Origin of the sequence: Achromobacter sp. EB05 (genome assembly GCF_044232075.1) — a bacterium.
In the GTDB taxonomy this organism is placed as follows: Bacteria; Pseudomonadota; Gammaproteobacteria; order Burkholderiales; family Burkholderiaceae_B; genus Achromobacter; species Achromobacter dolens.
In genome coordinates this window covers 1,769,826-1,786,564 of record NZ_CP155917.1, presented here as the reverse complement: position 1 = coordinate 1,786,564, position 16,739 = coordinate 1,769,826, and the positions used below count along the sequence as shown (strand labels likewise).

General features: G+C 65.4%; 12 protein-coding genes. 3 read left to right on the top strand and 9 right to left on the bottom strand.

Annotation, left to right across the window (positions count from 1 at the left end; translation table 11 throughout):
- The 4 genes from AAID08_RS08165 to tldD all read right to left on the bottom strand — a co-directional run bounded on the left by AAID08_RS08165 (window position 1) and on the right by tldD (window position 6,091).
- A complete protein-coding gene (locus AAID08_RS08165) occupies window positions 1–1,500 on the bottom strand; it encodes an FAD-linked oxidase C-terminal domain-containing protein (RefSeq protein ID WP_054501343.1) in 1,500 nt (499 codons plus the stop codon).
- A 259-nt stretch (window positions 1,501–1,759) separates the two neighbouring features.
- Window positions 1,760–3,169 carry an FAD-binding oxidoreductase gene (locus AAID08_RS08160; protein WP_116791078.1) on the bottom strand — a complete coding sequence of 470 codons (1,410 nt, stop codon included), beginning with the start codon at window positions 3,167–3,169 and terminating at the stop codon, window positions 1,760–1,762.
- A gap of 99 nt (window positions 3,170–3,268) precedes the next feature.
- Entirely contained in the window at window positions 3,269–4,342 is a 1,074-nt protein-coding gene (gene aroG / locus AAID08_RS08155; RefSeq protein WP_064524179.1) for a 3-deoxy-7-phosphoheptulonate synthase AroG, read from the bottom strand.
- 288 nt (window positions 4,343–4,630) lie between these two features.
- Window positions 4,631–6,091, bottom strand: a complete 1,461-nt coding sequence (gene tldD / locus AAID08_RS08150; protein WP_054501346.1) for a metalloprotease TldD — start codon at window positions 6,089–6,091, stop codon at window positions 4,631–4,633.
- Between the two features lie 751 nt (window positions 6,092–6,842).
- Between tldD and AAID08_RS08145 the strand changes: the two genes are divergently transcribed.
- A complete protein-coding gene (locus AAID08_RS08145) occupies window positions 6,843–7,226 on the top strand; it encodes an H-NS family nucleoid-associated regulatory protein (RefSeq protein WP_054473936.1) in 384 nt (127 codons plus the stop codon).
- An 86-nt stretch (window positions 7,227–7,312) separates the two neighbouring features.
- Here the strand turns inward: AAID08_RS08145 and AAID08_RS08140 are convergent, their stop codons facing one another.
- Window positions 7,313–7,951, bottom strand: a complete 639-nt coding sequence (locus AAID08_RS08140) for a DUF4136 domain-containing protein (protein ID WP_116791080.1) — start codon at window positions 7,949–7,951, stop codon at window positions 7,313–7,315.
- Between the two features lie 151 nt (window positions 7,952–8,102).
- On the opposite strand from AAID08_RS08140, the gene pepN reads away from it, so the two are divergent.
- The gene (gene pepN / locus AAID08_RS08135) at window positions 8,103–10,808 is read left to right on the top strand and encodes an aminopeptidase N (RefSeq protein WP_336235898.1); all 2,706 of its coding nucleotides are present in this window, start codon (window positions 8,103–8,105) and stop codon (window positions 10,806–10,808) included.
- A 10-nt stretch (window positions 10,809–10,818) separates the two neighbouring features.
- Window positions 10,819–11,838 carry a class 1 fructose-bisphosphatase gene (locus tag AAID08_RS08130; protein ID WP_054417627.1) on the top strand — a complete coding sequence of 340 codons (1,020 nt, stop codon included), beginning with the start codon at window positions 10,819–10,821 and terminating at the stop codon, window positions 11,836–11,838.
- Window positions 11,839–11,910: 72 nt separating this feature from the next.
- Here the strand turns inward: AAID08_RS08130 and AAID08_RS08125 are convergent, their stop codons facing one another.
- From AAID08_RS08125 to alaC, 4 genes are all read right to left on the bottom strand, one after another.
- Entirely contained in the window at window positions 11,911–12,132 is a 222-nt protein-coding gene (locus AAID08_RS08125) for a YgdI/YgdR family lipoprotein (protein WP_006388435.1), read from the bottom strand.
- 153 nt (window positions 12,133–12,285) lie between these two features.
- On the bottom strand, window positions 12,286–13,695 hold the full coding sequence (gene thrC / locus AAID08_RS08120) for a threonine synthase (RefSeq protein WP_064524183.1): 1,410 nt from the start codon (window positions 13,693–13,695) through the stop codon (window positions 12,286–12,288).
- A 123-nt stretch (window positions 13,696–13,818) separates the two neighbouring features.
- Window positions 13,819–15,123 carry a homoserine dehydrogenase gene (locus AAID08_RS08115; RefSeq protein WP_049072494.1) on the bottom strand — a complete coding sequence of 435 codons (1,305 nt, stop codon included), beginning with the start codon at window positions 15,121–15,123 and terminating at the stop codon, window positions 13,819–13,821.
- Window positions 15,124–15,326: 203 nt separating this feature from the next.
- Window positions 15,327–16,511: an alanine transaminase gene (gene alaC, locus AAID08_RS08110; RefSeq protein ID WP_054417625.1), complete on the bottom strand. Its 1,185-nt coding sequence runs from the start codon at window positions 16,509–16,511 to the stop codon at window positions 15,327–15,329.
- Window positions 16,512–16,739 lie beyond the last annotated feature (228 nt).

Below are 16,739 nucleotides of genomic sequence, written 5' to 3'. Positions count from 1 at the left end.
CTAGAAGCGTGCGAGATCCGGAAAGCGCAGCTCGCCCGCGTGTACGTGCATCTTGCCGTACTCGGCGCAGCGGGCCAGCGTAGGGATGACCTTTTCGGGGTTGAGCAGGCACGGCGGATCGAATGCCCGCTTGACCGCCAGGAACGCGTCGAGTTCTTCGCGAGAGAATTGCACGCACATTTGATTTATTTTCTCCATTCCCACACCGTGCTCTCCAGTCACGGTTCCTCCCACCTGCACGCACAGTTCGAGTATGGCCGCGCCGAACTTCTCGGCGCGTTCCACTTCGTCCGGTTTATTCGAATCGAACAGGATCAACGGATGCAGGTTGCCATCGCCCGCATGGAACACGTTGGCGCAGCGCAGGCCGAACTCGTCTTCCATTTGCTCGATGGCGCCCAGCACCCGGGCGAGATGACGGCGCGGAATCGTGCCGTCCATGCAGTAGTAATCGGGCGACACGCGCCCGGCGGCGGGAAACGCGTTCTTGCGCCCCGCCCAGAATTTGAGCCGCTCGGCCTCCGAGGCCGACACCTGGCAGCGGGTCGAGCCGGCCGCGCGGAAGATGGCTTCCATGCGCGCGATCTCGTGCGCCACTTCCTCTGGCGTGCCGTCGGATTCGCACAGCAGGATGGCCTGCGCATCCATGTCGTAGCCGGCGCGCACGAAGGGTTCGACCATATGCGTCGCGCGCCGGTCCATCATCTCCAGCCCGGCGGGAATGATGCCATCGGCGATCACCCGCGTCACCGCGTTGCCCGCGGCCTCGACGCTGGCGAAACTGGCCATCACCACCTGGGCGCAGGCCGGCTTGGGAATCAGCTTGACCGTCACCTCGGTCACCACGCCCAGCATGCCTTCCGAGCCGATGAACACCGACAGCAGGTCCAGCCCCGGCGCGTCCGGCGCCTCCGAGCCCAGCTCGACCACGTCGCCGTCGATCGTGACCATGCGCACCCGCAGCACGTTGTGCACTGTGAGGCCGTATTTCAGGCAATGCACCCCGCCCGAATTCTCGGCGACGTTGCCGCCGATCGAACAGGCGATCTGGCTCGACGGATCGGGCGCGTAATACAGCCCGTAGGGCGCCGCGGCTTCCGAAATGGCAAGGTTGCGCACCCCGGGTTCGACCACCGCGGTCGCGCTGGCCAGGTCGATGTGCTTGATGCGATTGAACTTGGACAGGCCCAGCAGCACGCCCTGGCTGTGCGGCATCGCGCCGCCCGACAGACCGGTGCCGGCGCCACGCGCCACCAGCGGCGCATTCAGGCGCTTGCAGATGCGCATCACCGCCTGCACCTGTTCCTCGGTCTCGGGCAAGGCCACCACTGCGGGCAGTGCGCGGTAGAGCGACAGACCGTCGCACTCGTAGGGGCGCGTGTCCTCTTCACGAAACAGCACGCAATGCGACGGCAGCGCGGCCGACAACGCCTCGACGAGTTGCTGCAACGAATAAGGCGCCTGCGCTTGTGCCAGGCCGGTTTCGACCAGTGAATTCATGAGCGCAACAATAGCGCGACCGCTGGCTGGACGCAGGCCGGGATTTACCCGCATCCTGCGTACAGCCAACGGCCGCGCGGCCACGCAGAAGTAACCAGCCGTAAAGCCCCTGCGCATCGCGTGGACAAGCGCGTCGCGCCCCCGCACCATTCCCACTCATTGAGAACGCCCGTCGGCCGCGCGGGCTGCCCGTTCCCGCTGGCCGAAAAAAAACCGGCGGGTCATCCCGCCGGCCTTGATCCGCGTCCCTTCGGACGACTCACCAGGAAACGATCTTGCCCGGGTTGAGGATGTTGTTCGGATCGAACGCATGCTTGAGGCTGCGCATCAGATCCAGCGCGTCATCGCCATGCTCTTCGGCCATGAACTGCATCTTGTGCAGGCCGATGCCATGCTCGCCGGTGCAGGTGCCATCCGCGGCGATGGCGCGCCGCACCAGGTTGTGGTTGATGGCCTCGGACTCCTGCCATTCGCGCTCGCTGTCGGCGTCCAGCAGCATCAGCACGTGGAAGTTGCCGTCGCCGACGTGGCCGACGATGGTGTACGGGAAGCTGGCGCGGTCCAGTTCCTCGACGGTGTCGCGCACGCAGTCAGCCAGGCGCGAGATCGGCACGCAGACGTCGGTGGTGCTGGCGCGGCAGCCTGGGCGCAGTTGCAGGCCGGCGAAGTAGGCGTTGTGGCGCGCGGTCCACAGGCGGCTGCGGTCCTCGGGGCGCTCGGCCCATTCGAAATCCATGCCGCCATGCTCGGCGGTGATGGCCTGCACGGTCTCGGCCTGCTCCTGCACACCCGCCGGACTGCCGTGGAATTCGAACACCAGCAGCGGCGTCTCGCGCAGCGTCAGCTTGCTGTGGAGGTTGACGGCGCGCACGCTGGCCGCGTCCATGAACTCGACGCGCGCCACCGGCACGCCCATCTGGATGATCTCGATCACGCTCTGCACCGCGGCATCGAGCGTGGGGAAGTTGCAGACCGCGGCCGACACGGCCTCGGGTTGCGGATACAGGCGCACGGTGACTTCGGTGATGATGCCGAGCGTGCCTTCGCTGCCGACGAAGATGCGGGTCAGGTCGTAGCCGGCCGAGGACTTGCGGGCGCGGCCGGCGGTGCGCACGATGCGGCCATCGGCGGTGACCACGGTCAGCGACATGACGTTTTCGCGCATGGTGCCGTAGCGCACGGCGTTGGTGCCGGAGGCGCGCGTGGCGGCCATGCCGCCCAGGCTGGCGTCGGCGCCCGGATCGATCGGAAAGAACAGGCCGGTGCTGCGGATCTCTTCATTGAGTTGCTTGCGCAGCACGCCGGCCTGCACGGTGGCGGTCAGGTCTTCGGCGTTGACGGCCAGCACCTTGTTCATCTGCGACAGATCCAGGCTGATACCGCCCTGGATCGCCAGGATGTGGCCTTCCAGCGACGAACCCGCGCCGTAGGGGATCAGCGGCACGCGGTGTTGGTTGCACAGCTTGGCGACCTCGGCGACTTCCTCGGTGCTCTGGGCGAAGACCACCGCGTCGGGCAGCATCGCGGGATACGGCGACTCGTCGCGGCCATGGTGCTCGCGCACCGCGGCGGATTCGGAGAAACGGTCGCCAAAACGGGCGCGCAGGGCCTCGAGACAAGCGGCCGGCACCGCGCGGCGCAACGATTCGGCGTGCAAGGGAGCGTTCATGATCAGCGGGTTCTCGGATGGGGGAATCCGGATATTCTACGCCGCCCGCCTTGCTGCGCTGCAAACCGCCCGGACGGGGCGGCTTGCAGCAATCAGGACTTACTTGCCGGAGGTCAGCGCGACCCGGCGGCGCTCACGCACGGCATGGGCCAGGCGATCGAGCACGGCGACAGACGCGTCCCAGTCGATGCAGCCGTCCGTGATGCTCTGGCCGTAGACCAGCGGTTCGCCCGGCACCATGTCCTGACGGCCTCCCAGCAGATGGCTTTCGACCATCACGCCGACCAGCCGCGCATCGCCCGCTTCCATCTGGCGCGCCACGTCCTCGATGACCAGCGGCTGGTTCTCGGGCTTCTTGCTGCTGTTGGCGTGGCTGGCGTCGATCATGACGCGTTGGGCCAGGCCCGCCTTGGACATGTCCTGGCAGGCCGCCTCGACGCTGGCGGCGTCGTAGTTGGGCGTCTTGCCGCCGCGCAGGATGACGTGACAGTCTTCATTGCCCGCGGTCGAAACGATGGCCGAATGCCCGCCCTTGGTCACCGACAGGAAATGGTGCGGCTGGGACGCCGCCTTGATCGCGTCCACGGCGATCTTCACGTTGCCGTCCGTGCCGTTCTTGAAACCCACCGGACACGACAGGCCGGATGCCAGTTCACGATGCACCTGGCTCTCCGTCGTGCGCGCGCCGATCGCCCCCCAGGAGACCAGGTCCGCAATGTACTGCGGCGTAATCATGTCCAGGAATTCGCACCCCGCCGGCAATCCCAGGCTGTTGATGTCCAGCAGCAGCTCGCGCGCCACGCGCACGCCCTTGTTGATGTCGAAGCTGCCGTCCAGGTCCGGATCGTTGATCAGCCCCTTCCAACCGACAGTGGTGCGAGGCTTCTCGAAATACACGCGCATCACGATTTCCAGATCCGCGCTGAGGCGGTCGCGCACCGGCTTCAGGCGCTTGGCGTATTCGATCGCGGCGCGGGTGTCGTGGATCGAACACGGGCCGATCACGACGATCATGCGGTCGTCCATGCCATGCAGGATGCGGTGCATCGACTGCCGGGCGGCGAACACGGTGTCGGAAGCTTCCTTGGTGCAGGCGAACTCACGCATGACGTGCGCGGGCGGATTGAGCTCTTTGATTTCTCGGATGCGAAGGTCGTCGGTATTGTGTGACACGGTACTGCTCCTGGGTTTCCCGCCACCGGGATTGCATCCCGGGGGGTTCCTCAAACTGACGGCACAAAAAAAGCCGCCAGTTCGCTGGCGGCTTTTTTGGGGGGATTCTTTCCAAACTTCAGATTGAGCGCTTCCCTTCCTCCGCCAGCGGCTTCAGAAAACCAAAAAAATAAAAGTAAAAGGCGGGGGAAGCGAATTTCATGGGAAAAGACTCTAGCACACTTTTTTCGGGCCGTCACGCCAGTTTGCGGCGCGGCGTGGCGGCCCCGCAGGCTGCCTGGCGACCGGTCAAGCCGTCCCGCCGACGGTCAGGCCTTCCATGCGGACCGTAGGCATGCCCACGCCCACCGGCACGCTCTGGCCGTCCTTGCCGCACGTGCCCACGCCCGAATCCAGCTTCAGGTCGTCGCCGATCATGCTGACGCGGGTCATGGCGTCGGGACCGTTGCCGATCAGGGTGGCGCCCTTGACCGGATAGGTGATCTTGCCGTCTTCGATCATGTAGGCCTCGGAGGCCGAGAACACAAACTTGCCGTTGGTGATGTCGACCTGGCCGCCGCCGAAATTGGCCGCATACAGTCCACGCTTGACGGACGAGATGATCTCCTCGGGCGCCTTGTCGCCGGCCAGCATGTAGGTATTGGTCATGCGCGGCATGGGCAGGTGCGCGAACGATTCGCGGCGGCCGTTGCCGGTGGCCGCGGTCTTCATCAGCCGCGCGTTCAGCGTGTCCTGCATGTAGCCGCGCAGGATCCCATCCTCGATCAGCACGTTGCGCTGGGTGGCGTTGCCCTCGTCGTCGATGTTGAGCGAACCGCGGCGATCCGGAATGGTGCCGTCGTCGACCACCGTGACACCCTTGGAGGCGACGCGTTCACCGATACGCCCGGAGAACACGCTGGAACCCTTGCGGTTGAAATCGCCTTCCAGGCCGTGGCCGACGGCTTCGTGCAGCAGAATGCCGGGCCAGCCCGAACCCAGCACCACCGTCATTTCACCCGCGGGCGCCGGACGCGCCTCCAGGTTGACCAGCGCTTCGTGCACGGCGCGCTCAACGTAGCCCTGCAGCATTTCGTCCGTGAAATATGCCAGCCCCAGGCGGCCACCGCCGCCGGCATGGCCCATTTCGCGGCGGCCATTGCGTTCGGCGATGACGGTCAGCGACAGGCGCACCAGCGGCCGCACGTCAGCGGCCAGGCGGCCATCGCTGCCCGCCACCAGCACCACGTCATACTCGGCGCCCAGGCCGGCCATGACCTGGATCACGTGCGGATCGCGGGCCCGCGCCATGCGTTCGACGCGTTCGAGCAGCGCCACCTTTTCGGGGGCGCTCAGGGTCGCCACCGGATCGATGTCGGCATACAGGCTGCGGCCCATTTCGGCTTCGACCTGCGCCGCCACCTTGACCTTGCCGGCGCCGCGGCGGGCAATGCCGCGCACCGCGTGCGCCGAGGACAGCAAGGCATCGGCCGAGAGCGAATCGGAATAGGCGAACGCGGTTTTCTCGCCGCTGACGGCGCGCACGCCAACGCCCTGGCTGATGGAGAAGCTGCCGGTCTTGACGATGCCCTCTTCCAGGCTCCAGCCCTCGCTGCGGGTGTACTGGAAATACAGGTCGGCATAGTCGACCTTGTGGGTGAAGATTTCGCCAAGGGCGCGCGCCATATCGGCCTCGGTCAACCCCCACGGGTCGAGCAGGAGCGATTTGGCGGTGGCCAGGGATGCAATAGCGGGATCGATGATTTTCATAGGACTCTGTTCGGGGGCGCCGGCGCGACGAACGCGGCAGCCAGGACGCTCAAGGCTATATCGTACCGCCGACAAGGGGGTGGCGTCGCGGCCGCCGTTTATTGTCTATCAAGTTAACCAATTGGAACCGCTCCCATACCCGCGAGGGGCGTTCCGAAAAAATAACCTCTGCCCGGGCGCCAGCCCCTTTGCTCGCCGGCCGGACGCCCTATCGAACTTGTCATACAACGCAACAGCAAAATGAAAATGGCGTAAAAAAGTCCTCCCCGCAAACGGCCGCGCATATCATTCCCGATGGCTGAGAATGAAAATCCGCATACCCCTGGAAACCCCCGTGTCATAGGGATCGCGTCCAGTCGTCCTACCACTTGTGGAAACTCGTGCATTTGCCGCCGGCATCGACCCGGCATACGAAAATTACAGGCTTACTACACACTGAAAAGTGGGCATCCTCTGCCCATCCGCTCGCTTCGTGAAACAAAAACGCGCATTTCCCAACACGCAATGTTGCATTCGTCCGCCCTGTGAACCAAACGGGCGGTTGTTTCATTTAGTCCCAAATTTGGGAATATCATTCCCAATACTTGTTCATGGCGCAAACCCGCTAGCCTAAAGACTTTCCGGCCGTTTTGATACAAAGTAATTAGACCAAAACAGCGGCAAAGGGACGTCAAATTCTGTATTATGCGAAGCACAACAAATAAACATAACTCCGCCGGCGATTAAAGCAGTTCCATAATCAGGAATAACCATGGCCCGAGAAACCTACGCAGCTCTGCAAGCAAAGATCGAAAAGGAAATCAACAAGCTCCAAAAGAAGGCTGAAGTCCTCCAAACCAAGCGCCGCAAGCCGGTCATCGCCTCGATCATCACGTCGATGCGCGAGTACGACATCACCCCCGAAGAAATCGCCGCCGCCTTTGGCGCCGGCAAGCCCGTCCGTGCCACCCCCAGCGGCCGCCGCAAGGCTGGCGCCGCTGTCCGCCCGGCCAACGCCGCCAAACGCGCCGTTGCGCCCAAGTACCGTCATCCCCAAACCGGGGAGACCTGGAGCGGTCGTGGCAAGGCCCCCCGCTGGCTCGCCGCCGAAGAAGCATCCGGCGCCACGCGCGACAGTTTCCTCATCAAAGAATAAAACCTATTATTCAGTAAGAAAAAATAAATGCGCACCAAATTGGTGCGCATTTTTTATTTTATGACTGTCTTTTGGCGTGGCAAAAACTACTGGACCGGGAACTGGATTTCGCGCTCGGCGCCATTATTTCCGGGGAATCCGTCAAATATTGCCCGTACCAGATACGGCATCATCCGCACGAAATTGTCCCGTTCGCTGAGTATGAAGGCGCTGGAACGGTAGACCTCGGCTCCGCCCCGCTGGCTGTCGTGGATCTGCAGCGTGAGCGTGTTGCGCTGGACCACCATGGGCACGTCGACCCAATCCGGGCCCCAATAGCCGTAGTAGCCGCCCCACGGCCGCGGACCGTAGAAACCGCCATAGCCATAACCGCCATTGAAATACGGATCGTACGGACGCCGCACCATCACCTGCGTCTGGCTCGTGCCATAACGGAACGAGACATCGAAACGGGCCTTGGCGCCCGGCTGGGCTTCCACCAGCCCGGTCGCGCCGATGCCGGCGCGCACCATGTCCTGGTATGACTGGTATTCGAGATTATTGGCCTGCGCTGGCTCGGCCGGCACGAATTGGTAAGTCTGGCCTTCGACGCCTGTCGGCCACTGCTGGAAGGAGGTGACGCGCGCCGACACGGTGGGGGTGGCACATCCGCTCAGCACCAGCGCCCCCAATACAGCCAGGACGGCCGCCCAACGGCCGGTATTGAACGGGGAAGAACGAGACATTTGCAACTCCTCATTGCGCGACGGCGCCCATCATACTGAGCTTTGACCGCGCGGTCCCCCAAAAGTTTACGCCGGGCGGGTGCGTCCGGCGCCTGTGTCTGTCAGGCCTCACACTACAATAGGACTCTCGTTCATACAGGACTGCAATCCCATGCGCACAGACACGCCCGTTACCGTATACCGCAAGGATTACCAGCCCTACCCCTACGACATCCCGCAGGTTTCCCTGGCCTTCGACCTCGCGCCCGACAGCACCGAGGTCCGCTGCGTCATGCAGGTCCGGCGCAAGGCGGACGCCAGCGCCGACGCCGCGCTGGTGCTGGACGGCGAAGAACTGGAGCTCGTCTCGGTAGGGGTGGATGGCCAGGCGCTGCCGGCCGACCGTTTTCACCTGTCCGAGCACAGCCTGGCGCTGTACGGCCTGCCCGCCGAGGCCAGCGTGGAGATCGTCAGCCGCTGCAAGCCCTCGGCCAACTCCACGCTGATGGGCCTGTACGTCTCGGGCGGCAATTTCTTCACCCAATGCGAAGCCGAAGGCTTTCGCCGCATCACCTGGTTCGCCGACCGCCCGGACGTCATGTCGCGCTACCGCGTGACCTTGCGTGCCGCGCCGGCCTACCCGGTGCTGCTGTCCAACGGCAACCTGGTCGCCTCGCGGCAACTGCCCGACGGCCGCAACGAGGTCGAATGGGAAGATCCGTTCCCCAAGCCCTGCTATCTGTTCGCCCTGGTGGGCGGCAACCTGACTCACCGCGAAACCACGGTCAAGACCGCCAGCGGCCGCGACGTGCTGCTGCAGGTCTACAGCGACCCGGGCGCAGAGACCAAGACCGAATGGGCGCTGGATTCCCTGGTGCGCGCGCTGCGCTGGGACGAGACCCGCTTCGGCCTGGAACTGGACCTGGACCGCTTCATGGTCGTTGCCGTCCATGATTTCAATATGGGCGCGATGGAGAACAAGGGCCTGAACATTTTCAATGCCGCCTACGTACTGGCCGACGCGGATACCGCCACGGACGCCAACTACGAAGGCATCGAATCCGTCATCGGCCACGAGTACTTCCACAACTGGACCGGCAACCGGGTCACTTGCCGCGACTGGTTCCAATTGAGCCTGAAGGAAGGCCTGACCGTATTCCGCGACCAGGAATTCAGCGCCGACATGATGGCGCAGGACATGGACGAGGCCGCCGCCGCGAGCGCCCGCGCGGTCAAGCGCATCGACGACGTGGTGACGCTGCGCGCGGCGCAGTTCCCCGAGGACGCGGGCCCGATGGCCCACCCGATCCGTCCCGACAGCTACCAGGAAATCGGCAATTTCTATACCGCCACGGTGTACGAGAAAGGCGCCGAGGTCATCCGCATGCAGCACACGCTGTTGGGCGAGGCCGGTTTCCGCGCCGGCATGGACGAATATTTCCGCCGCCACGACGGCCAGGCCGTGACCTGCGACGACTTCGTCGCCGCCATGGAATCCGTCTACACGCGCCAGCACCCGGGCCGCGATCTGTCGGTGTTTCGCAACTGGTACCGCCAGGCGGGCACGCCGCGCGTGACGGTCAGGCTGACGCACGACGCCGCCGCCCGCCGCTGCACCGTGACGTTGTCGCAGGAATGCCAGCCGGTCGGCGTCGAGAAAAAGGCCCCTGCCGGCTTCGTCAAGGCGCCCTACCATATCCCCTTCGCCATCGGCCTGCTGGACCGCAACGGCCGCGCCCTGCCGTTGCGCCATGACGGGATGGTCAAGGACACCGCGCTGCTGGAACTGACAACGCAGAGCCAGCAATGGCATTTCGACGACATCGACGAAATGCCGGTGCCGTCGCTGCTGCGCGATTTTTCCGCGCCGGTGATCGTCGATTACGACTGGACCGACGAGGAGTTGGCGCTGCTGTCGGCCCACGACGGCAACCCCTTCGCACGCTGGGAAGCCGGCCAGGAACTGGCCACCCGCCAGATCCTGGCGCTGGCCGCGGCGCGCCAGGCCGGCCGCACGCTGCACGCCGACCCGGCCTTCATCGCCGCTTGGCGCGCGCTGTTGACCGACCCAGCGCTGGATGCCGCGTACCGCGCCCGCGCCCTGGCGCTGCCCTCGGAAAAGACCCTGGCCGAACGCATGCAGGCCGTCGATCCGCCGGCGCTGGCGGTGGCGCGCGACTTCCTGCGCGCCGAGCTGGGCCGCCAACTCTCGGCCGAATTCCGCCAGGCCTTCGATGACAACCAGACGCCGGGCGCATACAGCCCCGCGCCGGTGCCGGCCGGCAAGCGCGCGATGAAGAACCTGGCGCTCAGCCACCTGATGGCGGCCGGCGAGCACGAGGCGCAGCGCCTGGCCGAACAGCAATACGAGCACGCCGGCAACATGACCGACAGCATGGCCGCGTTGTCGGCCCTGATCAACTACGGCCAGGGCGATTTCCCGCAGCAGGCGCTGGCGGCGTTCTACGACAAGTGGCGCGACAACGCGCTGGTGGTGGACAAGTGGTTCGCGTTGCAGGCCGCGGCGCGCTACACCACGGTGCAGACCGCGCGCGAACTGATGAAGCACCCGGCGTTCACGCTGCGCAACCCGAACCGGGCGCGCGCGCTGATTTTCCAGTTCTGCCTGAACAACGCCCGCGGCATGCACCACCCGGACGGGTCCGGCTATGCCTTCTGGGCCGACCAGGTGCTGGCGCTGGACGCGCTCAATCCGGAAATCGCCGCACGCCTGGCGCGCGCGCTGGACAACTGGTCGCGCTACGTGCCGGCCCTGCGCGGTCCCATGCAGGAAGCCCTGCAGCGAGTGCGCGGCCACGAGGGGCTGTCGCGCAACGTGCAGGAAATCGTATCCAAGGCTTTAGAATTCGCAGCATAGGGAGAACCTCTTGAAACGTAAAACACTTACCCAATACCTGGTGGAGCAGCAACGCTCCGCGCAGGCCCTGGCCCCCGAAGTGCGGCTGCTCATCGAAGTGGTGGCGCGCGCCTGCAAGGCGATCAGCCACGCGGTCAGCAAGGGCGCGCTCGGCGGCGTCCTGGGCAGCCTCGAAAGCGAGAACGTGCAGGGCGAAGTGCAGAAGAAGCTGGACGTGCTGTCCAACGAGATCCTGCTCGAAGCCAACGAATGGGGCGGCCACCTGGCGGCCATGGCCTCGGAAGAGATGGAGACCATCCACCTGATTCCGAACCGTTACCCCAAGGGCGAATACCTGCTGCTGTTCGATCCGCTGGACGGCTCCTCGAACATCGACGTGAACGTGTCGATCGGCACCATCTTCTCGGTGCTGCACGCCCCGCACAACGTGTCGGGCGCGCCGGTCTGTGAGGCCGACTTCCTGCAGCCGGGCAACAAGCAGGTGGTGGCCGGCTATGCCGTCTACGGCCCGCAGACCATGCTGGTGCTGACCATCGGCAACGGCGTGGTCGGCTTCACGCTGGACCGCGAAATGGGCTCGTGGGTGCTGACCCACGAAAACATCCGCGTGCCCGAAGACACCAAGGAATTCGCCATCAACATGTCGAACATGCGCCACTGGGCCGCCCCGGTCAAGCGCTACATCGACGACTGCCTGGCCGGTTCCACCGGCCCCCTGGGCAAGGACTACAACATGCGCTGGATCGCCTCGATGGTGGCCGACGTGCATCGCATCCTGACCCGCGGCGGCATCTTCATGTACCCCTGGGATGCGCGCGAGCCGGGCAAGGCCGGCAAGCTGCGCCTGATGTACGAAGCCAACCCGATGAGCTTCCTCATCGAACAGGCCGGCGGCGCGGCGATCAACGGCACGCAGCGCATCCTCGACATCCAGCCGGACAAGCTGCACCAGCGCGTCAGCGTGATCCTGGGCTCGAAGAACGAAGTCGAGCGCGTGGGCCGCTACCACGCCGAGGACGCGGGCAAGTAAGCCCGGCTTTCGCCCAGCAAAAAGCCCCGGCCTGAGCCGGGGCTTTTTTTTCGTCGGGATCCGGCGAAGGGCTTACTTGACCTCTTCGATGGACTTCACATCGTCCTTGTTGATCTGGACCTTCTTGCCGTCCTTGTCGTACTCGTACATGCCGGATTTCTTGTCATAGGTCGGCTCGTCGGGCGTCACGGTCGAGGTCCCGTCCCGCTGCTGAATAACCGAGGGCGACGAGCATCCGGCCAGCACCCCTACTCCGGTCACCACCAGGGCCAACGTCATGGTCTTCAGGTTCATGGGCGTGTTCTCCGAGTGTGAATGGTGAATTCACTGTATCGGATGCGCGCCCAAAAAAAGTGACGGCATGTGGCCAAAATGCGTATGAAAGTAAAAAACCCCTCGCGGTTCACACCGCGAGGGGTTGCAACCCCATACAACCGCAAGTTGCCTTTACACCTTGGCGTGCGCCTCGATATAGCGGCGCACGGCGGCGGCGTCGCAGTCCATGACTTCGACGCGCTGCGGCAAGGATTCCAGGTTTGCCAGGTTGCCCGGCGGCGTGGCCGGACGGCCCAGGGCGGCCTCGATGGTTTCAGAGAACTTGGCCGGCAAGGCGGTTTCCAGCACCAGCATCGGCACGCCGGGCTCGACGTGCTCGCGCGCGACCTTGACGCCGTCGGCGGTGTGCGGATCGACCAGCACGCCGGTCTGGTCGTAGAGCGAGCGGATGGTGGCCAGGCGGTCTTCGTGCGAGCTGGCGCCCGAGACGAAGCCGTACTGCGCCTCGAACCGCGGCTTGAGCGCCGACAGGTCGAAGAAACCGTCGCGCGCCATGTCGGCCCACAGCGCCTTGACGCGGTCGGCATCGCGGCCGACCAGGTCGAACACGAAGCGCTCGAAGTTGGAGGCGCGCGAAATGTCCATCGACGGGCTGGAGGTGGCGTAGGTCTGCTCGGCCGGGCGCGGGCGATAGATGCCGGTGCGGAAGAACTCTTCCAGCACGTTGTTCTCGTTGGTGGCCAGCACCAGGCGACGCACCGGCAGGCCCATGCCGCGGGCGATGTGGCCCGACAGGATATTGCCGAAGTTGCCCGAGGGCACCGTGAACGAGACCTGCTGGCCCGGCTTGTCGGTGGCGCGCAGCCAGCCGTGGAAGTAGTACACCACCTGGGCGGCGATGCGCGCCCAGTTAATCGAGTTGACCGCGCCCAGGCGGTACTTGGCCTTGAAAGCCAGGTCGCCGGCCAGCGCCTTGACGATGTCCTGCGCTTCGTCGAACACACCGCGCACGGCGATGTTGTGGATGTTCTCGTCCTGCAGCGAGTACATCTGGGCGCGCTGGAACGCGCTCATGCGGCCGTGCGGCGACAGCATGAACACGGCCACGCCGCGCTTGCCGCGCAGCGCGTATTCGGCCGCCGAACCGGTGTCGCCCGAGGTGGCGCCAACGATGTTGAGCGTGGTGCCGCGCCGGGTCAGCACGTACTCGAACACCTGGCCCAGGAACTGCATGGCCATGTCCTTGAAGGCCAGCGTCGGGCCTTCGGACAGCCCCAGCAGCGACAGGCCGTCGTTCAGCGGGCGCAGCGGGACGATGTCTTCGCTGTTGAAGATCTGCGAGGTGTAGGCGGCGCGGGTCAGGCGGCGCAGGTCCTCGGCCGGAATATCGGTGGCAAAGCGCGACAGCACTTCGAACGCCAGGTCGGCGTACGGCAGGCCGCGCCACGATTCCAGCGTCTCGGCGGAAATCTGCGGCAGTTGCTCCGGCACGGCCAGGCCGCCGTCCGGCGCCAGCCCTTCGAGCAGGATGTCGGAAAACGGCTGGGGCGCCATGCCCCCCCGCGTAGAAATGTAGTTCATGTCATTGACTCCACAATGCACTGCGTCCCGCCAGGCCAGGCCGCGCGGAGCCGGCTCCGCCGGGCCGCCGCCGGCGCCCCCTTGAGGGGGAAGCGCCGCAGGCGCTTCGGGGGTGGGCCTTCCTCATGCCAAATGCTCCACGCGCAGGCGCGTGACCTTGGACCGCACGAACGGCAAGGCCTCGATGCGCTCGATGGCCTGGTTGACATTGCCTTCCACCGCTTCGTGCGTCAGGAAGATGATGTCCGCGCCGCCGATGTGCGAGGGCTGCTGGATCATCGAGCCGATCGAGATCGACCGGTCAGCCAGGAGGCGCGCGATGTCGGCCAGCACGCCCGGCTGGTCGTCCACGCGCAGGCGCAGGTAGTAGGAGGTGCTGACCTGCTCGATCGGCAGGATCGGCGTGTCGGCCATGGCGTCCGGCTGGAACGCCAGGTGCGGCACGCGGTTGCCCGGATCGGCGGTATGCAGGCGGGTCACGTCGACCAGGTCGGCCACCACCGCCGAAGCGGTCGGCTCTTCGCCGGCGCCCTGGCCGTAGTACAGCGTCGGGCCGACGGCGTCGCCCTTGACCAGCACCGCGTTCATGGCGCCTTCGACGTTGGCCAGCAGACGCTCGGCCGGCACCAGCGCGGGATGCACGCGCAGCTCGATACCGTCGGCGCGGCGCTTGGTGATGCCCAGCAGCTTGATGCGGTAGCCCAGGCGCTCGGCGTGCTCGATGTCCTCGGCGGCCAGTTGCGAGATGCCTTCGATGTAGGCGCGGTCGAACTGCACCGGCACGCCGAAGGCCAGCGAGGCCAGCAGCGTCAGCTTGTGCGCGGCGTCGACGCCCTCCACGTCGAACGTGGGATCGGCTTCGGCGTAGCCCAGGCGCTGGGCTTCGGCCAGCACGTCGGCGAACGGCAGGCCGCGCGAGCGCATTTCCGACAGGATGAAATTGGTGGTGCCGTTGATGATGCCGGCGACCCACTGGATGCGGTTGGCGGTCAGGCCTTCGCGGATGGCCTTGATGATGGGGATGCCGCCGGCGACGGCGGCTTCGAAGGCCACCATCACGCCGCGCTCGGAGGCCGCGGCGAAGATCTCGTTGCCGTGCTTGGCCAGCAGCGCCTTGTTGGCGGTGACCACGTGCTTGCCGTTGGCGATGGCTTCCAGCACCAGCTCGCGCGCCAGGGTATCGCCGCCGATCAGCTCGACCACGATGTCGATCTCGGGATCGCGCACCAGCGCGTGCACGTCAGTGTCCACGGGCAGCGTGTCGCCGACGCGGGCGCGCGCCTTGGGCACGTCGCGCACGGCGGCGCGGGTCACTTCAATGCGGCGACCGGCGCGGCGCGCGATCTCTTCCGCATTGCGCGACAGCACCGTCCAGGTGCCGCCGCCAACCACGCCCAGGCCGAGCAGGCCCACTTTCATGGGATTCATCGCGGCGCCCTCGGCGGGCGGGCGTTGAGGGGAATTCATTTCATTTCTCCATAATGCGGGCGCTACGCCACGCAAGCCACGCAAAAAACGGCTGCCCCCGTATCGGGATGCCGCGGATCCGGCTCCGCCGGTCCGCAGGCATGCCCCCTCGAGGGGGAAGCGCCGCAGGCGCTTCGGGGGTGGGCCTACCTTCGGGGGGGACCTTACCTATAGCCGTCCTTGCGGAACATATCCTTGATGCCGCGCACCGCCTGGCGGGTGCGCTGCTCGTTTTCGATAAGAGCGAAGCGCACGTATTCGTCGCCATACTCGCCGAAGCCGATCCCGGGGGACACGGCCACTTTCGCATCCGACAGGACGCGCTTGGCAAACTCCAAAGAGCCCATCGCCCGGTAGGGTTCGGGGATCTGCGCCCAGATGTACATGGACGCCTTGGGAATTTCCACATTCCAACCTGCTTCGTGCAGACCGCGCGCGAGCACGTCGCGGCGGCTTTGGTACTGCGCCACGATCTCGTTCACGCAGTCCTGCGGGCCGTCCAGGGCGGCGATCGAAGCCACCTGGATCGGCGTGAACGTGCCGTAGTCGTGATAGCTCTTGATGCGCGCCAGCGCGCCGACCAGCTCGCGGTTGCCGACCATGTAGCCGATGCGCCAGCCCGCCATGTTGTAGCTCTTGCTCATGGTGAAGAACTCGACCGCGACATCGCGCGCGCCGGGCACCTGCATGATCGAGGGGGCGACGTAGCCGTCGAAGGTGATGTCGGCATAGGCCAGGTCGTGCACCACCAGGATGTCGTGTTCCTTGGCCAGGGCCACCACGCGCTCGAAGAACGACAGGTCGACGCACTGGGCGGTCGGGTTGCTGGGGAAGCCCAGCACCATCATCTTGGGCTTGGGAATCGATTCGCGCACGGCGCGCTCGAGTTCCTCGAAGAAGTCCACGCCCGGCGTCATGCGCACGGAGCGGATGTTGGCGCCGGCGATGACCGCGCCGTAGATGTGGATCGGGTAGCTGGGGTTGGGCACCAGCACCGTGTCGCCGCGGTCCAGGGTGGCCAGCATCAGGTGCGCCAGGCCTTCCTTGGAGCCGATGGTGACGATGGCTTCGGAATCGGGGTCGAACTCGACCGCATAGCGGCGCTGGTACCAGTCGCAGATGGCCTTGCGCAGGCGCGGGATGCCCTTGGACACCGAGTAGCCGTGGGTGGTCGGGCGGATGGTGGCCTCGACCATCTTGTCGACGATGTGCTTGGGAGTGGCGCCGTCCGGATTGCCCATCGACATGTCGATGATGTCCTCGCCGCGCCGACGGGCTGCCATCTTGAGCTCGCCGGTAATGTTGAAAACGTACGGGGGCAAACGCTCAATGCGAGAGAACTTCCTCATGATGGGAATCCTTAGGGGGCGAAGGGGCAAAAATCCAGGGCGCGAGGGCGCGAAGGGGAAACGGGCTCAAAAGCCGCGCCAGCACACGTTTGCGGCGCAGCAAAACCCTGTAATCTAGCGCAAGGACGCCTGGGCGGCAAATGGAACAAAAATAGGGCCTGCTTGATGGCAAATTTGGTGGCAAAAATGCCCGCCCTCCCGCCGGGCCGCCCCCAACGGCGGGCAGCC

Excerpts from the sequence above, each read along its gene's own strand:
- AAID08_RS08165 (WP_054501343.1), bottom strand. The coding sequence starts at position 1,500 with ATGAATTCACTGGTCGAAACCGGCCTGGCACAAGCGCAGGCGCCTTAT.
- AAID08_RS08160 (WP_116791078.1), bottom strand. The coding sequence starts at position 3,169 with ATGAACGCTCCCTTGCACGCCGAATCGTTGCGCCGCGCGGTGCCGGCC.
- tldD (WP_054501346.1), bottom strand. The coding sequence starts at position 6,091 with ATGAAAATCATCGATCCCGCTATTGCATCCCTGGCCACCGCCAAATCG.
- AAID08_RS08145 (WP_054473936.1), top strand. The coding sequence starts at position 6,843 with ATGGCCCGAGAAACCTACGCAGCTCTGCAAGCAAAGATCGAAAAGGAA.
- AAID08_RS08140 (WP_116791080.1), bottom strand. The coding sequence starts at position 7,951 with ATGTCTCGTTCTTCCCCGTTCAATACCGGCCGTTGGGCGGCCGTCCTG.
- pepN (WP_336235898.1), top strand. The coding sequence starts at position 8,103 with ATGCGCACAGACACGCCCGTTACCGTATACCGCAAGGATTACCAGCCC.
- AAID08_RS08125 (WP_006388435.1), bottom strand. The coding sequence starts at position 12,132 with ATGAACCTGAAGACCATGACGTTGGCCCTGGTGGTGACCGGAGTAGGG.
- thrC (WP_064524183.1), bottom strand. The coding sequence starts at position 13,695 with ATGAACTACATTTCTACGCGGGGGGGCATGGCGCCCCAGCCGTTTTCC.
- AAID08_RS08115 (WP_049072494.1), bottom strand. The coding sequence starts at position 15,123 with ATGAATCCCATGAAAGTGGGCCTGCTCGGCCTGGGCGTGGTTGGCGGC.
- alaC (WP_054417625.1), bottom strand. The coding sequence starts at position 16,511 with ATGAGGAAGTTCTCTCGCATTGAGCGTTTGCCCCCGTACGTTTTCAAC.